The 19,117-nt window shown below is 67.2% G+C and carries 16 protein-coding genes and 1 pseudogene; 6 read left to right on the top strand and 11 right to left on the bottom strand.

The features are described from left to right. Both AC6CH0_RS13060 and AC6CH0_RS13055 read left to right on the top strand, forming a co-directional pair. A pseudogene (locus AC6CH0_RS13060) lies at positions 1-123 on the top strand (methyltransferase domain-containing protein); the annotation flags it as partial. A 48-nt stretch (positions 124-171) separates the two neighbouring features. After that, positions 172-903: a methyltransferase domain-containing protein gene (locus tag AC6CH0_RS13055; RefSeq protein WP_498102274.1), complete on the top strand. Its 732-nt coding sequence runs from the start codon at positions 172-174 to the stop codon at positions 901-903. 51 nt (positions 904-954) lie between these two features. On the opposite strand, the gene AC6CH0_RS13050 is transcribed toward AC6CH0_RS13055, so the two are convergent. The 5 genes from AC6CH0_RS13050 to AC6CH0_RS13030 form a co-directional block, all read right to left on the bottom strand. Continuing rightward, the gene (locus AC6CH0_RS13050; protein WP_498101537.1) at positions 955-1,377 is read right to left on the bottom strand and encodes a cytochrome c oxidase subunit 4; all 423 of its coding nucleotides are present in this window, start codon (positions 1,375-1,377) and stop codon (positions 955-957) included. Continuing rightward, the gene (gene ctaD, locus AC6CH0_RS13045) at positions 1,377-3,113 is read right to left on the bottom strand and encodes an aa3-type cytochrome oxidase subunit I (protein WP_498101535.1); all 1,737 of its coding nucleotides are present in this window, start codon (positions 3,111-3,113) and stop codon (positions 1,377-1,379) included. Before ctaD ends, AC6CH0_RS13050 begins: the two co-directional genes overlap by 1 nt. A 6-nt stretch (positions 3,114-3,119) precedes the next feature. Beyond that, on the bottom strand, positions 3,120-4,013 hold the full coding sequence (gene ctaC / locus AC6CH0_RS13040; RefSeq protein WP_498101533.1) for an aa3-type cytochrome oxidase subunit II: 894 nt from the start codon (positions 4,011-4,013) through the stop codon (positions 3,120-3,122). A gap of 198 nt (positions 4,014-4,211) precedes the next feature. Continuing rightward, positions 4,212-4,562 carry an iron-sulfur cluster insertion protein ErpA gene (gene erpA, locus AC6CH0_RS13035; protein WP_022894430.1) on the bottom strand — a complete coding sequence of 117 codons (351 nt, stop codon included), beginning with the start codon at positions 4,560-4,562 and terminating at the stop codon, positions 4,212-4,214. Positions 4,563-4,641: 79 nt separating this feature from the next. After that, the gene (locus tag AC6CH0_RS13030) at positions 4,642-6,084 is read right to left on the bottom strand and encodes a dipeptidase (protein WP_498101531.1); all 1,443 of its coding nucleotides are present in this window, start codon (positions 6,082-6,084) and stop codon (positions 4,642-4,644) included. A 37-nt stretch (positions 6,085-6,121) separates the two neighbouring features. Between AC6CH0_RS13030 and AC6CH0_RS13025 the strand changes: the two genes are divergently transcribed. After that, on the top strand, positions 6,122-6,706 hold the full coding sequence (locus AC6CH0_RS13025) for a DUF3043 domain-containing protein (RefSeq protein WP_498101529.1): 585 nt from the start codon (positions 6,122-6,124) through the stop codon (positions 6,704-6,706). Between the two features lie 18 nt (positions 6,707-6,724). Here the strand turns inward: AC6CH0_RS13025 and AC6CH0_RS13020 are convergent, their stop codons facing one another. Then, a complete protein-coding gene (locus AC6CH0_RS13020) occupies positions 6,725-7,876 on the bottom strand; it encodes an alkaline phosphatase family protein (RefSeq protein ID WP_498101527.1) in 1,152 nt (383 codons plus the stop codon). Between the two features lie 73 nt (positions 7,877-7,949). Here AC6CH0_RS13020 and AC6CH0_RS13015 point away from each other — a divergent pair, with 73 nt between their 5' ends. Continuing rightward, a complete protein-coding gene (locus AC6CH0_RS13015) occupies positions 7,950-10,424 on the top strand; it encodes a DNA gyrase/topoisomerase IV subunit A (RefSeq protein WP_498101525.1) in 2,475 nt (824 codons plus the stop codon). A gap of 24 nt (positions 10,425-10,448) precedes the next feature. Here the strand turns inward: AC6CH0_RS13015 and AC6CH0_RS13010 are convergent, their stop codons facing one another. Next, complete coding sequence (locus AC6CH0_RS13010) at positions 10,449-12,560, bottom strand: DNA gyrase/topoisomerase IV subunit B (protein WP_498101523.1); 2,112 nt, start codon at positions 12,558-12,560, stop codon at positions 10,449-10,451. A 113-nt stretch (positions 12,561-12,673) separates the two neighbouring features. Here AC6CH0_RS13010 and AC6CH0_RS13005 point away from each other — a divergent pair, with 113 nt between their 5' ends. Beyond that, complete coding sequence (locus AC6CH0_RS13005) at positions 12,674-12,910, top strand: DUF7455 domain-containing protein (RefSeq protein ID WP_498101521.1); 237 nt, start codon at positions 12,674-12,676, stop codon at positions 12,908-12,910. A gap of 75 nt (positions 12,911-12,985) precedes the next feature. Here the strand turns inward: AC6CH0_RS13005 and AC6CH0_RS13000 are convergent, their stop codons facing one another. The 4 genes from AC6CH0_RS13000 to AC6CH0_RS12985 form a co-directional block, all read right to left on the bottom strand. Further along, positions 12,986-13,723 carry a type 1 glutamine amidotransferase gene (locus AC6CH0_RS13000; protein ID WP_498101519.1) on the bottom strand — a complete coding sequence of 246 codons (738 nt, stop codon included), beginning with the start codon at positions 13,721-13,723 and terminating at the stop codon, positions 12,986-12,988. Further along, complete coding sequence (locus AC6CH0_RS12995) at positions 13,720-14,976, bottom strand: Mur ligase family protein (protein ID WP_498101517.1); 1,257 nt, start codon at positions 14,974-14,976, stop codon at positions 13,720-13,722. The genes AC6CH0_RS13000 and AC6CH0_RS12995 overlap by 4 nt, the downstream gene beginning before the upstream one ends. Before the next feature lie 7 nt (positions 14,977-14,983). Beyond that, positions 14,984-16,294, bottom strand: a complete 1,311-nt coding sequence (locus AC6CH0_RS12990; protein WP_498101515.1) for an RNA polymerase sigma factor — start codon at positions 16,292-16,294, stop codon at positions 14,984-14,986. Between the two features lie 255 nt (positions 16,295-16,549). Next, positions 16,550-17,476, bottom strand: coding sequence for a proteasome assembly chaperone family protein (locus AC6CH0_RS12985; RefSeq protein ID WP_498101513.1), 927 nt, complete (start codon positions 17,474-17,476; stop codon positions 16,550-16,552). A gap of 86 nt (positions 17,477-17,562) precedes the next feature. On the opposite strand from AC6CH0_RS12985, the gene AC6CH0_RS12980 reads away from it, so the two are divergent. Then, positions 17,563-19,035 (top strand): leucyl aminopeptidase, encoded by a 1,473-nt coding sequence (locus tag AC6CH0_RS12980; RefSeq protein WP_498101511.1) that lies wholly within the window; start codon positions 17,563-17,565, stop codon positions 19,033-19,035. Positions 19,036-19,117: the final 82 nt, after the last annotated feature.

Here is a 19,117-nt window from a genome sequence, read left to right as displayed (position 1 = left end):
ATGTCGATCGATTCGACCTGGCTGCGGTGCCCGAACTGTTTTCACGTGCTCGAGGCGATCACCGATCGAGTCCTCGGCTGCGAGCTCGGCCACCGTTTCGACGTGGCGAAGCACGACAGCGTCACGCTCCTCCCCCCACGGGCCCCGCGCACCTTGGGCGATGATCGGACCATGCTCGAGGCCCGTTCTTCATTGCTGGCATCCGGGGCGTACGCGCCGATCGCCGCGGCGATCGTGGCGTCGGTACGAGCACACGCAGCTCATCACGCGACGCGCTCTCGGGCGGGCGACGAGGCCGCTGCCGACTCGCACGCCTCGCTGAACATCGTCGACCTCGGGTGCGGCACCGGCTACTATTCCGAGACTCTCGCCGCCGAGTTCACCGACACGTCGGTGCTGCTGGCCGACCGTTCACCGACAGCAGTCCGAATGGCCACTCGAGCCGTACCGGGTTCGACCGGCGTGGTGCTCGACCTGTGGCGCCCCCTTCCCATTCGCGACGCGTCGGCGGATGTCGCGATCAACGTGTTCGCTCCGCGGAACCCGCTCGAGTTCGCGCGCATCGTACGCGAGGACGGTGTCCTCGTCGTCGTCGTCCCGAGCGCAGCGCATTTCGCCGAACTCAGGCGACTCGGTGCAACCCTCGAGGTGCCCGAGGGCAAGGTGAATCGAGTCACCGAGCAGTTCGGCAGCGTCGGGTTCGAGCTGAGAGCCACCACGCGAGTCGAGTACCTTCTCAACGCCGACGTCGAGCTGCGGGGCATGCTCGTCGACATGGGGCCGGCGGCGCACCACCGGGCCGATGGCTCCGTCGGCGGCGCTTCGAGCGATGAGCAGATAGCCGTCACCGTCTCCGTCGACGTCGTGACGTTCGCTCGCAGCGCGGGAACCGTCTCCGAATAGAACGGCGCCCGTGCAAATCGCACGGGCGCCGTTCTGACGATTGCTCCGGGATCAGCGAGCGAAGTTGCCGCGGTAGTACTCGTAGACCCAACCGACCAGGCTGATGACGCCCAGGCCGACTGCGATGAACGAGATCCAGAATCCGATCGCGAGCCCGAGGAACATCAGCGCAGCGGCGCCGGCGAGCATGATCGGCCACCAGCTCCAGGGGCTGAAGAAGCCGAGCTCTGCGTCCCCGTCGTCGATGTTCGCATCGAGGCGGTCTTCGGGCAGCTCTGCGCCCTGAGCCTTGTGCACGCGGCCGAGGTAGAAGGCGATGAAGGCACTCAGCACCGCGGTCAGCGAGATCGCGATCGTTCCCGCCCATTCGGGCTGCCCGATCGGGGACTCGAGGGACGACCAGAAGCCGTAGACGGCCGCAACGATCGCAAGGAAGACCGTGAGAATCCAGAAGAGGTTGACGTTGGCGCGCATTACTTGATCTCCTCCGTCGCGGCGTCATAGGTGGGCGCCTGCGGGGCATCTTTCGCCGGTCCGATACCCACGGGGATGCCGGCTTCGGGATGGTTCAGGTCGAACGCCGGTCGCTCGGAGCGGATGCGCGGGATCGACGTGAAGTTGTGGCGCGGCGGCGGGCAGCTGGTCGCCCATTCGAGCGAACCGCCGTAGCCCCAGGGGTCGTTGACCGTGACCTTCGGCGCCCGACGTGCCGTCAGGTACACGTTCAGGAAGAACGGGATCATCGAGATCGCGAGGATTCCCGCGCCGATCGTCGACAACTGGTTCATCCACGTGATGTTGTCTTCGGGCAGGTACGAGTAATACCGACGCGGCATGGCCACGACGCCGAGCCAGTGCTGGATGAGGAACGTCGTGTGGAAGCCGATGAAGAGCAGCCAGAAGTGCCACTTGCCGAGCGTCTCGTTCAGCATCTTGCCGGTCCACTTCGGCCACCAGAAGTAGAATCCGGCGAACATCGCGAACACCACGGTTCCGAACACGACGTAGTGGAAGTGGGCGACGACGAAGTACGTGTCGGACACGTGGAAGTCGAGCGGCGGCGACGCGAGGATGACACCGGTGAGCCCGCCGAAGACGAAGGTGATCAAGAAGCCGAGCGACCAGATCAGCGGCGTCTCGAAGGTGATCGAGCCCCGCCACATCGTGCCGATCCAGTTGAAGATCTTCACTCCCGTCGGCACGGCGATGAGCATCGTCATGAGGGCGAAGAACGGCAGCAGCACCGAACCGGTGACGTACATGTGGTGAGCCCACACCGTCACGGAGAGGGCGGCGATCGCGATGGTCGCGTAGATCAGGGTCTTGTAGCCGAAGATCGGTTTCCGGCTGAAGACCGGGAAGATCTCCGACACGATGCCGAAGAACGGCAGCGCGATGATGTACACCTCGGGGTGACCGAAGAACCAGAAGAGGTGCTGCCAGAGGATCACACCGCCGTTGGCCGGATCGAACACATGGGCGCCGAAGATTCGGTCGGCGCCGGCGGCCAGGATCGCGGCAGCGAGCACCGGGAACGCCATGAGCACGAGGATCGAGGTCACGAGCGTGTTCCACGTGAAGATCGGCATGCGGAACATGGTCATGCCGGGTGCACGCATCGTGATGATCGTGGTGATGAAGTTCACCGCGCCGAGAATGGTGCCGAAGCCGGAAAGGCCGAGGCCGAGCATCCAGAGGTTGCCACCCACGCCTGGTGAGAATGTCGTCGATGCAAGTGGTTGATAGGCGAACCATCCGAACGACGCTGCACCCTGCGGCGTGAAGAAGCCGGCGACGGCCATCAGCGAACCGAAGTTGAAGAGCCAGTAGGCGAAGGCGTTCAGCCGCGGGAACGCCACGTCGGGTGCGCCGATCTGCAGCGGCATGAGCACGTTCGCGAAGCCCGCGAACAGCGGGGTCGCGAACATCAGCAGCATGATCGTGCCGTGCATCGTGAAGAGCTGGTTGTACTGCTCGCGAGTCTGGATGATCTCGAGGCCGGGCTCGAAGAGCTGCGCCCTGATGATCAGCGCCATGACGCCGCCGATGCAGAAGTAGATGAACGCGGTGATCAGGTACATGTACCCGATGACCTTGTGGTCGGTGGAGGTGATCCACTTGACGAGGATGTTGCCCTTGCGTTCAACCTTGGAAGCGCCGAACGGAAGCGCGCTCGCAGAGGGGCGAGCCGATGCGGTCGTGGTGCTCATCGCGGCTTAGTGCTCCTCTTTCAATTCGGGCGCGCCCGTACCGGGCATGTTCTGGTTGCGGTCGTACTCGTTCGACAGCTGACCCTCTTGGCCGGCGTCGCGCAGCGACTCGATGTAGTCGTCGTATTCGCTCTGCGAGACGACCTCGACGTTGAAGAGCATCAGCGAGTGGTATTCGCCGCAGAGCTCGGCGCACTTGCCGGCGTAGGTGCCCTCGCGCTCGGGCACGAACGACATGTAGTTCGTCTTGCCCGGGTACATGTCTTTCTTGTACAGGAAGTCCACCACCCAGAACGAGTGGATCACGTCGCGGGACTCGAGTTCGATCTCGACGTTCGCTCCCACGGGCAGGTAGAGCGTGGGCAGTTCGGACTGCACGAGCGAGCCCTTCGGGCCCTCGTCGGAGAGCTGACCCTGGATGCCGGGCGAGTACACGTCTTCGTTGACGTAGTTGAAGTCCCAGGCCCACTGCTTCGCGATGACCTCGACCTTGACGTCGATGTCCTCTTCGGCGAACCGTTGCTCGATCGCGGCCTGATCGCGTGCCGTGAAGGCGAAGAAGCCCAGCACGAGGATCAACGGGATGATCGTGTAGAACACCTCGATCGGCATGTTGTAGCGCAGCTGCACCGGCAGGCCCGTCTGGCCCTTGCGGCGACGGTAGGCGACGATCGCCCAGATCGTCAGACCCCAGGTGATGACACCCACGATCAACAAGACGATCCACGAGGTGACCCAGAGGCCGGAGACGCGCTCGGTGTGGTTCGTGACCGGCGCCTCCCCCTCGACGAATCCGGGGAGGAATCCGTTCAACTGAGCCTGCGTGCACCCTGCGAGGACGAGGCTGAGCGACGCTGCGATAGGGATAGCAGCCCATCGGAGACGGCGATTGTGGCGCACCGGTGACCTTTCGGGAGACTCGAAGGCGCTTCACAGTGAAGCGCATTGATCGCTGCCTAGCCTACTCCGACTCGACCCCCGGGGCGTGCATCCGCCGACGGTGTCGGGCGTGCCGCGATGACGAATTCCCGCGCGATCGGCGGAAACAACGAAGGGAGGCCGCGAATGCGGCCTCCCTTCGGAGTGGACGTGATCGGCTCAGTGGAACGAGTCACCGCACGCGCAGCTGCCTTCTGCGTTGGGGTTGTCGATCGTGAAGCCCTGCTTCTGGATCGTGTCTTCGAAGTCGATCGAGGCTCCGTCGAGGTACGGCACGCTCATCTTGTCGACGACGACCTCGACACCTTCGAAATCGACGACGGCGTCGCCGTCGAGCAGGCGCTCGTCGAAGTACAGCTGGTAGATGAGGCCCGAGCAGCCGCCGGGCTGCACGGCAACCCGCAGGCGAAGGTCGTCGCGACCCTCCTGCTCGAGGAGGCTGCGCACCTTGTCGGCGGCGGGGTCGCTCAGCTTGACGCCGTGCGCGGTCTCGATGATCGTGTCGCTCATGTCTCTCCTCGGTGCGTCAGGGAACGCGGAACCTTCCTCTATGGTAGCCGCCGAAACGGAGACTGCGTCCGGCACGCTCTCAGGAATCCTCGGAGCGCGCGTCGAGTCGCGCCAGGAACAGCGCCTCGCTGAGTAGCGCACGCTTGAAGACGCCGAGATGCAGCGACTCGTTGGGGCTGTGCGCCCGCGAATCCGGATCCTCGACGCCGGTCACGAGGATCTGCGCAGACGGGAACTCCTCGACGAGCTCGGCGATGAACGGAATCGAGCCGCCTACGCCGATTTCGACGGGCGCCTTGCCCCATGCCTCCTCCATGGCCGCGTTCGACTCGGCGACCGCCCACCCGGAGGTGTCGACGAGGAAGGGCTGGCCGAGCTCGAACGCGTCGAATTCGAGGTGAGCACCGAATGGTGCGTGCCGCTCGAGATGCCCGCGGATCGCTGCGAGGGCGTCGACGTCGCTCTGACCTGGAGCGACGCGCGCGCTGACCCGCACGGCGACACTCGGCACGAGGGTGTTCGAGGCATTCGCCACGGTCGGCGCATCGATGCCGGTGATCGTGATCGAGGGCTGCGCCCAGATGCGCGAGAGGATCTCGCCACGGCCGATGGGCGTGACACCGTCGAGCAGGCCGGTTTCGGCACGCAGCTGGGCCTCGTCGTACGCCGGCGTCGCAAGGTCGGCCGAGGTCAGTCCGTCGACGGCCACGGATCCGTCGGCGTCGTGCAGCGTCGCCAGCATCTGGATCGCCGCGAGCATGGCATCGGGCACCGCGCCGCCGAACATGCCGGAGTGCGACGCATGGGCGAGGGTCGAGACGCGAAGCCGGAAGGCGACGGCGCCGCGCAGGGCGACGGTGAGCGAGGGCGTCTCGAGATCCCAGTTGCCCGAGTCGGCGACGACGATCGCGTCGGCTTCGAGCACGTCACGGTTCTCTCGGAGGAAGTTCGCGAACGAGAGCGAGCCCGACTCCTCCTCACCCTCGATGAAGAGCGCGATGCCGAGATCGAAGTCGGTGCCGAGCACCTCGGTGAGCGCCCGGATCGCGCCAACATGTGCCATCACGCCGGCCTTGTCATCGGCCGCGCCACGGCCGTAGAGGCGGTCGCCCCGCAGCGTCGGCTCGAACGGCGTCGACTCCCAGTCCGCGTCTTCACCGGGGGGCTGGACGTCGTGGTGGGCGTAGAGCAGCACGGTGGGTCGACCGTGTCGCGCGGCTCGGCGCGCCACGACGGCCGGCTTGCCGAGCGGGGCATCCGGGTCGCTGCCGTCGCCGATCGCGGCCCGGCGGATCTCGACCAGGTCGAACACGCCGAGTCCCCGCACGAGCTCGGCGACCGCCTCTGCACTCGCCTCGACGTGCGCCGGATCGAACGCAGCCCACGAGACGGAGGGGATCTTCACGAGGCGCGTGAGGTCGGCGATCGTGGCGGGAAAGGCGGATTCGACAGCGCCGCGCAGGGCGTCGCTGGTGGTCTGATGTTCGGGGGTCGCGCCGGCGGCGGGATGAGACTCGGTCATGCCGGTAATCTTAAGGGGAACCGATTCGAGGACTCCCGTGGCCAAGCAGCCGAACAACACCGATGAACCGAGCGCAGAGACGTTCGAAGAGACCCAGGCCCGCCTGAAGGCCGGCAAGGGCACACCGACGCCCAGTCGCGCTCAGCAAGAGGCGGCGCGCAAGCGCCCGCTCGTGCCGAATGACCGCAAGGCGGCCGCGAAGCAGGCTCGCGCCAAGGCGGCCGAGTCCCGCGAGCGCGCCCGCGTGGGCATGGCCGTCGGCGATGAGCGGTACCTTCCCGCACGCGATCGCGGGCCGCAGAAGAAGTACGTGCGCGACTACGTCGATGCCCGTTTCAGCATCGGCGAGATCCTGATCCCCGTGATGTTCGCCGTCATCCTGCTGACGTTCGTGCCGAGCGCAGAGGTGCAGTCGATCGGCATCCTGGCACTGTGGGCGTTCTTCCTCGTGGCCATCATCGACTCGGTCGTGCTGGGCTTCATCCTCACGAAGAAGCTCGCGGCGAGGTTCGGGGCCGAAAAGGTCGAACGTGTCCGCTGGTACGCCGCGATGCGTGCGCTGCAACTCCGGCCGCTTCGCCTGCCGAAGCCGCAGGTCAAGCGCGGCCAGTACCCGTCCTGAGCGGATGCTGCTGCGGCGTCAGTCTCGGCTGAACGCCCCGCCGCGGATGAGCGGCACCCGCGTCTCCTCATCGCTGAGCGAGCCGTGCTGGCCGATCATCGCTTCGGCCTGCCGGTTCGCCTCACGACGGTCGTAGTAGGCGATGCCGATGCGTGCGGCGACGATGATGTCGCCGATGCGTGCGCGAACGCCCGCATCGTCGACCGCTCCGTAGAGGCCGGCATCGATGGCCTCATCGCGGCTCAGCACCCATGACCGGTGCCCCTCCGCGGCTCGCCAGCGCTCGACGACGGCGGCGCGCCCGGAAGCCGGGAGTTCGGGCTCGAGGTAGAGCGAGAGGCACCGCGGCTCTCCCCCGATGTGGCGCACGCCGTCGAGCAGCTCTGCATGGGCGTCGACGAACACATGGCGGTGCGCGGGCACGTCGATCACGCCGTGGTCGGCGGTGACGAGCAGCCCTGCGCCACGAGGCATCCGTCGTTCGAATGCGGCGAGCTCGGCGTCGAGGTTCTCGAGGTGCGCGAGCCATCGGTCGGATTGCCAGCCGTGCGCGTGTGCCGCCTGGTCGAGCTCCGGCACGTAGAGGTAGACGAGGGCCGGTGCACCGGCGGACAGGAGACGGTCGGCTTCGGCGAAGCGGTCGGTGACGGATGCCGCGGGGCGGTACTCCGCCCCGCGCAGGACCGCGTGCGTGAAACCGGAGTCGGCATAGCGTGCCGCGCCCACCGCGTAGCTCGGGACACCGGACTCGCGCATCGTCTCGAAGAGGGTCGGCACTCGCTGCCACGTCTCGGGGCGCATGCCCGTGTCCCAGCCGTTCAGCTGGTTCACGAGCCGGTCGTGCTCGGCGTCGAGCACCCGATAGCCGACGAGTCCGTGTTCGCCCGGCGGCCGGCCGGTGGCGAACGTCGCGATCGCTGCGGCCGTGGTCGACGGGAAGACGGTGCGGATCACGTCGCGTTTGGCCATACGTGCGGCGAGGAACCTGGCGTGGCCCGCACGGGCCTGGATGTTCGCGGCTCCGAGCCCATCGACGAGCACGACGACGACGGTCGACGCCGGCGGGAGGCCGAACTCGTTCGGTCGCCCCTGCAGGCTCGCGAAAGAACTGCCGAGCACCCCGGCAAGCCGCGGGGCGGTGTCGGCGGGCACCGGTAACATGGCAGACATCGCGCCCAGTCTCCCATAGGCAGGGCGCGCCCCTGTTCCCTGCGTGCCCGCACGCCCGCCCCAGAGACGACGGATGACCCGAGCCAAGAATCAGCCCGCTGAAGACCCGATCGTCGAGCGCATCGAAGACGTCGACGTCGCCACGGAGATGCAGGGCTCGTTCCTCGAGTACGCGTATTCGGTCATCTACTCGCGAGCGCTCCCCGACGCACGCGACGGGCTGAAGCCCGTGCAGCGCCGCATCCTCTACCAGATGACCGAGATGGGCCTGCGGCCCGACCGCGGGCACGTGAAGTCGGCACGTGTCGTCGGCGAGGTCATGGGCAAGCTGCACCCGCACGGCGACACGGCGATCTACGACGCGCTCGTGCGCATGGCGCAGGCCTTCACGCTGCGGGTGCCGCTCATCGACGGCCACGGCAACTTCGGCTCGCTCGACGACGGACCGGCCGCCCCCCGCTACACCGAGGCTCGCCTCGCCTCGCCTGCGCTGGCGATGACCGAAGGGCTCGACGAGAACGTCGTCGACTTCGTGCCGAACTACGACAACCAGCTCACGCAGCCCGAGGTGCTTCCCGCGGCATACCCCAACCTGCTCGTCAATGGCGCGAGCGGCATCGCCGTGGGCATGGCGACCAACATGGCGCCGCACAACCTGATCGAGGTCATCGGTGCCGCGCGTCACCTCATCGCGCACCCCAATGCAACGCTCGACGACCTCATGGAGTACGTTCCCGGGCCAGACCTGCCCACGGGCGGAACGATCGTCGGCCTCTCAGGCATCAAAGACGCCTACGCCACCGGTCGCGGCAGCTTCAAGACGCGAGCGAAGGTCAGCGTCGAATCGATCACGGCCCGCAAGACCGGCCTCGTCGTCACCGAACTCCCCTACCTCGTCGGCCCGGAGAAGGTCATCGAGAAGATCAAAGACGGCGTCAATGCGAAGAAGATCAGCGGCATCTCGGATGTCACCGACCTCACCGACCGCACGCACGGACTGCGTCTCGTCATCGGCATCAAGACGGGCTTCAGCCCCGACGCCGTGCTGGAGCAGCTCTACCGCCTGACCCCGCTCGAAGACTCGTTCAACATCAACAACGTCGCGCTCGTCGACGGTGGTCCGCAGACGCTCGGCCTGCGCGAACTGCTGCAGGTCTACGTCGCGCATCGCATCTCGGTCGTCACGCGCCGGTCGGAATACCGACTCGCGCGCAAGCGGGAGCGCCTGCACCTCGTCGACGGCCTGCTCGTCGCGATCCTCGACATCGACGAGGTCATCCAGCTGATCCGGTCGAGCGACGACACCGCCGCCGCCCGAGCACGCCTGATCGAGGTGTTCGATCTCAGCCAGGTGCAGGCCGACTACATCCTCGAACTCCAGTTGCGACGTCTCACGAAGTTCTCGCGCATCGAACTCGAGGCCGAGCGCGACAAGCTCCGGGCCGAGATCGCCGAACTCGAAGCACTCCTCTCGAGCCGGCACCGCATCGAGGCCCTCGTCTCCGACGAACTCGCCGAGATCTCCGATCGCTTCGGCACCCCGCGCCGCACCCTGCTCACCGACGCACGACCGAGCATCGCCGGCGCGGCCGCCAAGCGCGCCGCGGCCGTGCTCGAGGTTGCGGATGTCCCGTGCAGGGTCTTCCTCTCCGCTACCGGCCGCATCGCGCGGGTCGATCTCCCTGTCGGCGACGAGGCCGCACCGACCATCACGACGCCGGCGCGACGCAGCAAACACGACGCGATCCGCTCGGTGCTCGACACCACGAGCCGTGCCGAGATCGGCGCCGTCACGAGCCTCGGCCGACTCATCCGCTTCACCCCGGTCGACCTCCCGATGCTCCCGCCGACCTCGGTGCAACTCGGCGCCGGCGTCAAGATCGGCGACTATCTGGCCCTGCCCAACCGCGACGAGAAGGTGCTCGCGATCGTCTCCCTCGACGCCGATCGATCGATCGCGCTCGGCACCAAGCAGGGCATCGTCAAACGCGTCGCAACGGGGGCCTACCCCGGCAAGCCCGAGTTCGAGGTCATCGGACTCAAAGCGGGCGACGAAGTCATCGGTGCGGTGCAAGGCGACGAGAGCGACGAACTCGTGTTCGTCGCCTCCGACTCCCAGCTGCTGCGATTCGCCGCGGCTGCAGTGCGCCCGCAGGGTTGCCCGGCTGGCGGCATGGCCGGCATCAACCTCGGCTCCGGGGCGCACGTGATCCACTTCACGAGCCTCCCGGCAGACGCCGCAGCCGAGGCAGTGGTCGTGACGATCGCCGCCAGCACCGACACGCTGCTCGGCACCGATCCCGGGAGCGCGAAGGTGAGCGAGTTCGCGGAGTTCCCCGCGAAGGGTCGCGCAACAGGCGGTGTCCGGGCGCAGCGCTTCCTCAAGGGCGAAGATGCGTTGCACCTCGCCTGGGTCGGCCGTTCCCCCGCTCTTGCCGTCGGACCCGACGGGTCGGCGCGAACCCTGCCCGACCCCGGCGCGAAACGCGACGCGTCGGGCCAGCCGCTCGACGCCGTGGTCGGCGCGATCGGCACCCGCATCGGGTGATCGGGCAACGCGCCGATCAGGAGGTCACGCGTCGATGCGGTCGCGTTCCAGCGCATCGGCGCTCTCGATGATGAATTCCTTGCGCGGCGCCACGTCGGTGCCCATGAGGAGTTCGAACACGCGACCTGCGTTCTCGACGTCGCCGATACCGACCTTGCGCAGGGTGCGGTGACGACGATCCATCGTCGTCGTCGCGAGCTGATCTGCATCCATCTCGCCGAGGCCCTTGTATCGCTGGATGGGGTCTTGATACCGCTTCTTCTGTCGGTCGAGCGTCGCGAGCACACCCTGCAACTCGGACTCGGAATAGGTGTAGATGGTCTCGTTGGGCTTCGAGCCCGGGTTCATGACCACCACACGGTGCAACGGTGGCACGGCGGCGAACACGCGCCCGTTCTCGATCATCGGGCGCATGTAGCGGAAGAAGAGCGTGAGCAGCAGCGTACGGATGTGCGCACCGTCGACGTCGGCATCCGCCATGAGGATGACCTTGCCGTATCGTGCGGTCTCGAGGTCGAAGCTGCGGCCCGAGCCTGCACCGATCACCTGGATGATCGACGCGCACTCGGCGTTGCCCAGCATGTCGGCGACGCTCGCCTTCTGCACGTTGAGGATCTTGCCGCGAATCGGCAGGAGCGCCTGGTGCTCACTGTCGCGGGCGAGCTTCGCGGTGCCGAGCGCCGAGTCGCCCTCGACGATGAACAGCTCGCTCTGCGCGACGTCATTCGAGCGGCAGTCGACGAGCTTCGCCGGCAGCGATGAGCTCTCGAGTGCGTTCTTGCGTCGCTGCGTCTCTTTGTGCGCCCGCGCCGAGATGCGTGACTTCATCTCGGCCACCACCTTGTCGAGCAGCAGCGACGACTGCGCCTTGTCGTCGCGCTTCGTGGAGGAGAAGCGAGCACCGAGCTCTTTCGTCAGCACGTTGGCGACGATCGCGCGCACGGCCGGCGTTCCGAGCACCTCTTTCGTCTGGCCTTCGAACTGCGGCTCCGGCAGTCGAACCGTGACGACGGCGGTGAGTCCTGCGAGCACATCGTCTTTCTCGAGCTTGTCGTTTCCGGCCTTCAATCGCCGGGCGTTCTGCTCGACCTGCTGCCGAAGGAACTTCAGCAGCCCCTGATCGAACCCCGCCTGGTGCGTGCCGCCCTTCGGCGTCGCGATGATGTTCACGAACGACCGCATGACGGTCTCATAGCCGGTGCCCCAGCGGAGCGCGATGTCGACGGTGCATTCCCGCCGCAACTCGGTGGGGACCATCGCCCCGCCATCGGTGAGCACGGGAACCGTTTCGGTGAACTCCCCAGTGCCGGTCAGGCGCCACACGTCGGTGATGGGGGCATCCGTCGCCAGGTGCTCGACGAACTCGGAAATGCCCCCCTCGAACTGGAACGACGTCGTGTGCGGAACCTCGCCGCGCTCGTCGGTGACGTCGAGGGCGAGCCCGGGAACCAGGAACGCCGTCTGGCGCGCCCGACCGAGGAGTTCCTCGGTTTGGAACTCCGCACCCTTGGTGAAGATCTGACGGTCGGCCCAGTATCTGATGCGCGTGCCAGTGACGCCCTTGGCGACCTTGCCGACCACGCGCAGTTCACTGCGCTGTTCGAACGGCGTGAACGGCGCATCGGGCGACGGTGCGCCGGAATCGGCGAAGTTGCCGGGCTCACCCCGGTGGAACGACATCGCCCAGGTCTTGCCGTCGCGATCGACCTCGACGTCGAGGCGCTCGGAGAGGGCGTTGACGACGGATGCCCCGACACCGTGCAACCCGCCGGAGGCGGCGTAGGAGCCTGAACCGAACTTGCCGCCGGCGTGCAACTTCGTGAATACGACCTCGACGCCAGAGAGACCCGTCTTCGGCTCGATGTCGACGGGGATGCCGCGAGCCCGGTCGCGCACCTCGACGCTGCCGTCGGGATGCAGCGTGACGGCGATCTCGTTGCCATGGCCGGCGAGTGCCTCGTCGACCGAGTTGTCGATGATCTCCCAGAGGCAGTGCATGAGGCCGCGGGAGTCGGTCGAACCGATGTACATGCCGGGGCGCTTGCGCACGGCCTCGAGGCCCTCGAGCACGGAGAGATGGCGGGCGGAATAGTCGGAGCTCACGTCGATCAAGCCTACTGAGCCGCACCGACACATCCGGTCAGGCACTACGCGCTGAGCGAAATGCCCGGCCCAACGGAAGGAACCGGCCCTCCTCCGTGTTTTCATTGATGAACGGAACACCGAGCATGAGCCACGAAGGAGGAGCCATGACCCAATTCACCGAAACCACCGGTGCGGTCGATGAACTCGAGACCCCTTACGAGCTCACCGCGCTCGATCGATGCGATGCATGCGGCGCTCAGGCGTACATCCGCGTCGTCGTCGCGAGCGGCGAACTGCTGTTCTGCGCCCACCACGGCCGCAAGCACCAGGAGAAGCTCTCGCAGATCGCGCACAGCTGGCACGACGAGTCGAGCAAGCTTCTCGCCGACGACCGTCACTGATCCACTCACTCGCGAACGCCCCGGTTTCCACCGGGGCGTTCGTCGTTTCTGTGGCCGTTCGCCGCCTGCGCGAGTCTAGGAGACCGGCAGGTTCACACCGACGGCGGCGAGCTGCGCGGCACGCGCTGCCGACGCATAGGCGTCGACCGTGCCCGCGTGTTCTCCCGGCGAGTACTCGAGCCCTGAGCGGCTCGCCATGATCGAGAGCAGGTGGTCGGCGAACGCCGGGTTCTTCGCGAGCACCGGCCCGTGCAGGTGCGTGCCGTAGACGCTGCCCATGACAGCACCCTCTTGGCCGGAGTCCCTCCCGTTGCCCTGACCCGCACGGATCCGGCCGAGCGGTGAGCCTTCCGCACCGACGTAGTCGCGCGCGTGGTTCTCGAACCCGACGAGGGCGCCGAGGCGCGGCGCGGTGATGACGAGATCGCCCGTGATCCGGCCGGCGCGCGGTACCGCACGGCCGGGAAGGATACCGAGTCCTTCGATCGACCGTCCGGCGGCGAGTTCGATGCCCCAGCTGAGCAGCTCCCAGCCGGTGCCGACCGAGAGGATCGGCACACCATCTGTGCCCCAGCGCCGAAATTCGTCGTGCATCGTGAGCAGTGTCTCGCGACTCGCATCGAGCGCCGAGTCGCTTCCGGAGCCGAGCACGATCGCGTCGACCCGCGTGGGAAGCTCGTCTGCCGACTCGACGTCGACCACGATCGCGTCGAGACCGGCCCATCTTGCGCGTGCTGCGAGCACCTGGGCGTTCTCGGCATCGCCGTTGGTGTTCTGGCGACGCGGGAGCAGCGAGACGATCGAGAGGGTCATTCTGCTCCAGCGAGTCCGAGGTGGGCGCGAGTGCGCCGCATGGAGTCCGCGGTGAAGACGATCGTCTTCACTCCGTGTTGCGGCGCGGGCAGGGCGAGGAAGTCGTCGAGGGCGCGGGCCAGATCCGGTTCGACCCGGTCGATCGTGACGCCGTCGTACGCGAGCATGAGCGCTGCCTCAGCTGCCTTGGAGCCGCTGACGACGGTGACACGGCCGAGCGACGAGGCATCCGTCGGCCAGAAGTACGAGGGATCGCGCACGTCGGAACCGACTGCGAAGAGGATCTGATCCGTTCCCGGAGCGATGCTGTCGACGTTGAGCTGGTAGCTCGCAGGATTCTGCACCAGCACGAAGTCGACCTCGTGTCCGCGCACCGTCGCGCGCTCCCCGCGGCCGAAGACGGCCGGGATCGTGCTGAGCGCCGCAGCGGCGGTGGAGGGCGAGAATCGTTCGCCGAGGACCGCCTGGGCTGTGGCGTACGCGGCCGCGGCATCGACGGCGTAGTGCACACCGCGAGCCGGGAGTTCGACGGTGACGAATGATCCACCGCCGTTGATGACGGCTCCGCGGTCTTGCACTGACTCGACGACCACGCCCTCGCCGGCCGAGAGCCGGACAGGTGAGGTCTCGGTATAGCCGAGTCCTCGCGGCGCCGCGTCGACGACGGTCTGGGAGACCCCGAAGCGGTGGACTGCGACGTCGGGCCGCACCTTTGCAGCCAACCGCTCGAGATGCGCGTCGTCGGCGTTCACGACGACCGCCTCGTGGGCGCGCGCCGCGATGCGCCCGAGCATGCCGGCGACCATGTCGGAGTCGTGGAACCGGTCGATCTGGTCGACCATGACGTTCATGAGCGTGACGACGCGCGCGTCGACGCCCTGCATCACGAGCGCGCCGTGGCCTTCGTCCATCTCGAGCACGGCGACGTCGCCGGGCACGCGGCCACGCCAGTCGGCGCGTTCGAGCAGCGCGGAGGTGAGGCCCTGGCTGATGTTCGCGGTCGAGGGGTTGGTGAACACGTCGACGCCGTGGGCGCGCAGGATCGCGACGAGCATCTTCGTCGTCGTCGATTTGCCGCTCGAGCCCGTCACGACGACGAGTCCCTGCGGGAACCCCGACAGCGTGCGTTTCAAGTAGTTCGGGGCGATGCGGTTGACGACGAGGCCCGGAACGGCCGATCCGCCGCCGGGCTTGCGCAACCGGGCGGCGAATCGGGTGAACCTGCCGACGAGGATCGCCGGCGCGTAGCGCACCAGCGGCCTACTCGAGGTAGTCGCGCAGCGACTGCGAACGCGAGGGGTGGCGGAGCTTCGCCATCGTCTTCGACTCGATCTGGCGGATGCGCTCGCGCGTCACGCCGAAGGTGTCGCCGATCTGGTCGAGCGTCTTCGGCATGCCGTCGCCGAGACCGAAGCGCATGCGGATGACGCCGGCCTCACGCTCGGAGAGCGAGTCGAGCAGCGACTCGAGCTGCTTCTGCAACATCGTGAAGCCCACTGCGTCGGCCGGGACGACCGCCTCGGTGTCTTCGATGAGGTCGCCGAACTCGCTGTCGCCGTCTTCACCGAGGGGCGTGTGCAGCGAGATCGGCTCGCGGCCGTACTTCTGCACCTCGATGACCTTCTCGGGGGTCATGTCGAGCTCGCGGCTCAGCTCTTCGGGCGTGGGCTCGCGACCGAGGTCCTGCAGCATCTGGCGCTGCACCCGAGCGAGCTTGTTGATGACCTCGACCATGTGCACCGGGATGCGGATGGTGCGGGCCTGGTCGGCCATCGCGCGGGTGATCGCCTGTCGGATCCACCACGTCGCGTACGTCGAGAACTTGAAGCCCTTGGTGTAGTCGAACTTCTCGACCGCACGGATGAGACCGAGGTTGCCCTCTTGGATCAGGTCGAGGAACTGCATGCCGCGACCCGTGTAGCGCTTCGCGAGCGACACGACGAGACGCAGGTTCGCGCCGAGCAGGTGGCTCTTTGCACGCTGGCCGTCTTTCGCGACCCACTGCAGTTCGCGCCCGAGTTGCGAGCGCTTCTCAGCGTCGGTCATGTGCGAGAGCTTCTCTTCGGCGAAGAGGCCCGCCTCGATGCGCATGGCCAGCTCGACCTCTTCGGCCGCGTTCAGGAGCGCGACCTTGCCGATCTGCTTCAGGTAGTCCTTGACGGGGTCGGCCGTGGCACCGGTGATGGCGCTCGAGTAGACCGGCACATCGTCTTCGTCATCGACCGCTCGCAACACGAGCGCACCGGTGGGGTGCGGCTCGACGGCGACGGGCTTCGCGTCGTCGTCGTCGGAGTCGGATGCCGTTTCGTCTCCGGCGTCGGCCGACTCGACCTGGACCTCGGCGACCTCGACCTCTTCGGTCTCGTCGTCACTGTCGTCGCTCGCAGACTTCGCCTTGCCTCGCGGCTTCGCGGCAGTCTTCGCGGTGCTCGCGCGCGGCGTCTTCGCCGCGGGAGTTGCCGCGGCCTTCGCCGTCGTCTTCGCGGCGGTCGACTTCGCGGCGGGTGCACGCTTCGCAGCGGGCTTCTCCGCCTCGCTCGCAGCCTTCGTCGCGGCTTTCGTCGTTGCCATTCTTGAACCTCTCCTACCGTTGTGCGGCGTGTACCTCTGGGAAGGCGCGGCTCATGCACTCGGTCCGGTCGTTTTCGGACACTATGAGGACCCATGTCAAGTCCGCGTGATCGGCGTGATCGTGATCACACCCAGCGGACCAGAACGGGTCCTGTCTCCCATTATACAGCTCCGCGTCGGCGCGCCGCGCCCCATCGCGGCGAACTGCACCTTCACCGACTTCAACACCGACGCCGGAAGTGGAATTCCCGCGAGTCAGATGCTGTGCGGCGTCTCGTCGTCGCTGCCCCGACGGAATGCGAGGAACTTCTCGAGCTCGGCGGCGATCTCATCGGCCGTGGGCAGCTCGCCGTCTTCGTCGGTGAGCGGGGAACGAAGCGTCGTCCCCTCCATGTACGCGTCGTGGCGCTGTTCGAGTGTTCCGACGAGCTTCGCGAGTTCACCGTTCTCGGACACCTGCTCGTCGATGCGGGCAACGAACTCCCTGCCCTGCTCGCGAAGTGCGTCGGTCGGGAAGATCCGGCCGGTCGACGCACTGATCGCCTCGAGTGCGGCGATCGCGGCCGACGGGTACTCGGCGTCTGACAGGTAGTGCGGAATGAGGAGCACGAACCCGGTCGTCGGGTGTTCGAGTTCTTGGAGGCGGTACTCGACGAGATGCAGCGCGTTCGCGGGCACTTGCGTGGTCGGGCGCCAGATTGACATCGCCTCGATCAGTTCAGCACGATTGCCGCTGACCGTGACTCCGATCGGTCGCGTGTGCGGCACCGGCATCGGGATGGAGTTGATCCAGGTCGTCGACGACACCCCGAACCGCTCGATCAGGCCCAGCACGGCGGAGCTGAAACGCTGCCATTGGAAATCGGGTTCGTATCCCGTGAGCAGCAGGAACTGCTGCCCCAGCTCGTCGACGGCGAGGTCGAGGCTCAACCGAGGCGGCGTGTAGTCGGTCAGGTGATCGCCCTCGAAGAGGATGATCGGACGTCGGGCCCGGTAGTCGAGCAGCTCATCGGCATCGAACGAAGCCACCACCGTGCTGTCGAGTTTCTCGAGGAGGTACTCCGTGGTCTGAGCAACCGCGCCGCCGGCGTCGGCGAAGCCGGTGAGTCCCGCGACGAGCGGCAAACCGACGGGAACCGACACGTCGGGGTTCAGCTCGTACAGGGAGCGGGGATCGCGCATGCTTCCAGCCTACTGACGTCGACGGAGACCTCCTCCGGATCGCGCCCTCCAGCGTGATGCCCACAGCGAACACGTACGATCGCTGCATGGCCGTCCCCACCCTCTCCGTGTCCGACTCCCCCGCATCAAGCGCCGACGTCGACGTCGTCGTGCTCGCCGCCCGAACGGGCGAAGCGGGGCCCGAACTCCTCGCGGAGCCCGGGTTCGAGTGGGTGACGCCGGTCCTCGCACTCCTCGACGTCACCGGTGCCGCCGAGGAATTCGTGCGGATCCCCGCTCCCGAGGGCGGGCCGCGCGTCGTGGCCGTCGTCGGCGTCGGCGAGCGAGCGGATGCCGCGAACCTCCGCATGGCCGCGGGCAGTGCGCTCCGCCAGCTGAAGGGCGCGATCACCGTGGCACTCGCCGTGCCGACCGAAGATGCCTCCCTCGCCGCTGCGCTGCTCGAGGGCGCCGCACTCGGCGCGTACGGCTACGACGAGTACCGCTCCGAGCCGAAGCCGCGTCCTGCCCGGATCATCCTCCACACCGCCTTCGATGCCGTGGCCGTCGGTCTCGATCGTGTCGTCTCGGTCGCGGCCGCCGTCGCCCGCACGAAGGACCTCGTGAACATGCCGCCCGCCGATCTCTTTCCGGCTCGGCTCGCCGAACTCGCCGTCGAGGCCGCCGACGCCGTGGGCATCACCTCTCGAGTGTGGAACGAGGCGGAACTCGCCGCCGACGGCTTCGGCGGCATCCTCGCGGTGGGCCAGGGTTCCAGCCGCGGCCCTCGACTCGTCCGTCTCGAATACGCGCCGGCCGGCGCATCCGTGCACCTCGCCCTCGTCGGCAAGGGCATCACCTATGACTCGGGCGGTCTTTCGCTGAAGCCGATGAACTCGCTCGTCGGCATGAAGACCGACATGGCCGGCGCTGCCACCATCCTCTCCGCGATGGTGGCACTCGCCGAACTCGACGTTCCGATCCGCATCACCGGTTGGCTCTGCCTCGCCGAGAACCTGCCCTCCTCGACCGCCGTACGCCCGAACGACGTCCTCCGGATACGAGGCGGCAAGACCGTCGAGGTGCTGAACACCGACGCCGAAGGCCGTCTGGTGCTGGCCGACGGTCTGGTCGCCGCGAGCGAGGAGCAGCCCGACGCCATCGTCGACGTCGCGACCCTCACGGGCGCCCAGGTGGTCGCCCTCGGTCACCGCATCGCCGGCCTCATGGGCGACGAGGCCCTCGTCGCTCGCGTGCGCGACGCTGCTGAGGCAGTCGATGAACGCACCTGGCCGATGCCGCTGCCCCGCGACCTCCTGCAGCACCTGAGATCCAATGTCGCCGACCTCACCAACACGAAGCTCGGCATGACGGTGCCCGGCATGCTCCTCGCCGGTGTCTTCCTGCAGGAATTCGTGGGACGGCGCGACGGCACCGAGGAGCGGATTCCGTGGGCGCACCTCGACATCGCCGGGCCATCCGACAACACCGGCGGCGGCTTCGGATTCACCGGCACCGGTGCCACCGGCATCGCCGTGCGCACCCTCGTTCGGCTGGGCGAGCAGCTCGCCGCCAAGTAGTAAGGTCGTAGAGGCGAGAACGTCGCCCATACAGCCTGTCCCGGCAACGAACCGGAGACAGTCCATGTCGCAGATCTGATGC

The organism is Agromyces sp. GQ35, from assembly GCF_059758475.1.
Note: the sequence above shows the minus strand (reverse complement) of the source record. Positions and strands in the feature narration are given on the sequence as shown.

Bases quoted from the DNA above. Each gene is read 5' to 3' on its own strand.
- erpA (WP_022894430.1), bottom strand. From the start codon at position 4,562: ATGAGCGACACGATCATCGAGACCGCGCACGGCGTCAAGCTGAGCGAC.
- AC6CH0_RS13000 (WP_498101519.1), bottom strand. From the start codon at position 13,723: ATGACCCTCTCGATCGTCTCGCTGCTCCCGCGTCGCCAGAACACCAAC.
- AC6CH0_RS13005 (WP_498101521.1), top strand. From the start codon at position 12,674: ATGACCCAATTCACCGAAACCACCGGTGCGGTCGATGAACTCGAGACC.
- AC6CH0_RS12990 (WP_498101515.1), bottom strand. From the start codon at position 16,294: ATGGCAACGACGAAAGCCGCGACGAAGGCTGCGAGCGAGGCGGAGAAG.
- ctaD (WP_498101535.1), bottom strand. From the start codon at position 3,113: ATGAGCACCACGACCGCATCGGCTCGCCCCTCTGCGAGCGCGCTTCCG.
- AC6CH0_RS13030 (WP_498101531.1), bottom strand. From the start codon at position 6,084: ATGACCGAGTCTCATCCCGCCGCCGGCGCGACCCCCGAACATCAGACC.
- AC6CH0_RS12985 (WP_498101513.1), bottom strand. From the start codon at position 17,476: ATGCGCGATCCCCGCTCCCTGTACGAGCTGAACCCCGACGTGTCGGTT.
- AC6CH0_RS13020 (WP_498101527.1), bottom strand. From the start codon at position 7,876: ATGTCTGCCATGTTACCGGTGCCCGCCGACACCGCCCCGCGGCTTGCC.
- AC6CH0_RS13015 (WP_498101525.1), top strand. From the start codon at position 7,950: ATGACCCGAGCCAAGAATCAGCCCGCTGAAGACCCGATCGTCGAGCGC.
- AC6CH0_RS12980 (WP_498101511.1), top strand. From the start codon at position 17,563: ATGGCCGTCCCCACCCTCTCCGTGTCCGACTCCCCCGCATCAAGCGCC.
- AC6CH0_RS13050 (WP_498101537.1), bottom strand. From the start codon at position 1,377: ATGCGCGCCAACGTCAACCTCTTCTGGATTCTCACGGTCTTCCTTGCG.
- AC6CH0_RS13055 (WP_498102274.1), top strand. From the start codon at position 172: ATGCTCGAGGCCCGTTCTTCATTGCTGGCATCCGGGGCGTACGCGCCG.
- AC6CH0_RS13010 (WP_498101523.1), bottom strand. From the start codon at position 12,560: ATGTGTCGGTGCGGCTCAGTAGGCTTGATCGACGTGAGCTCCGACTAT.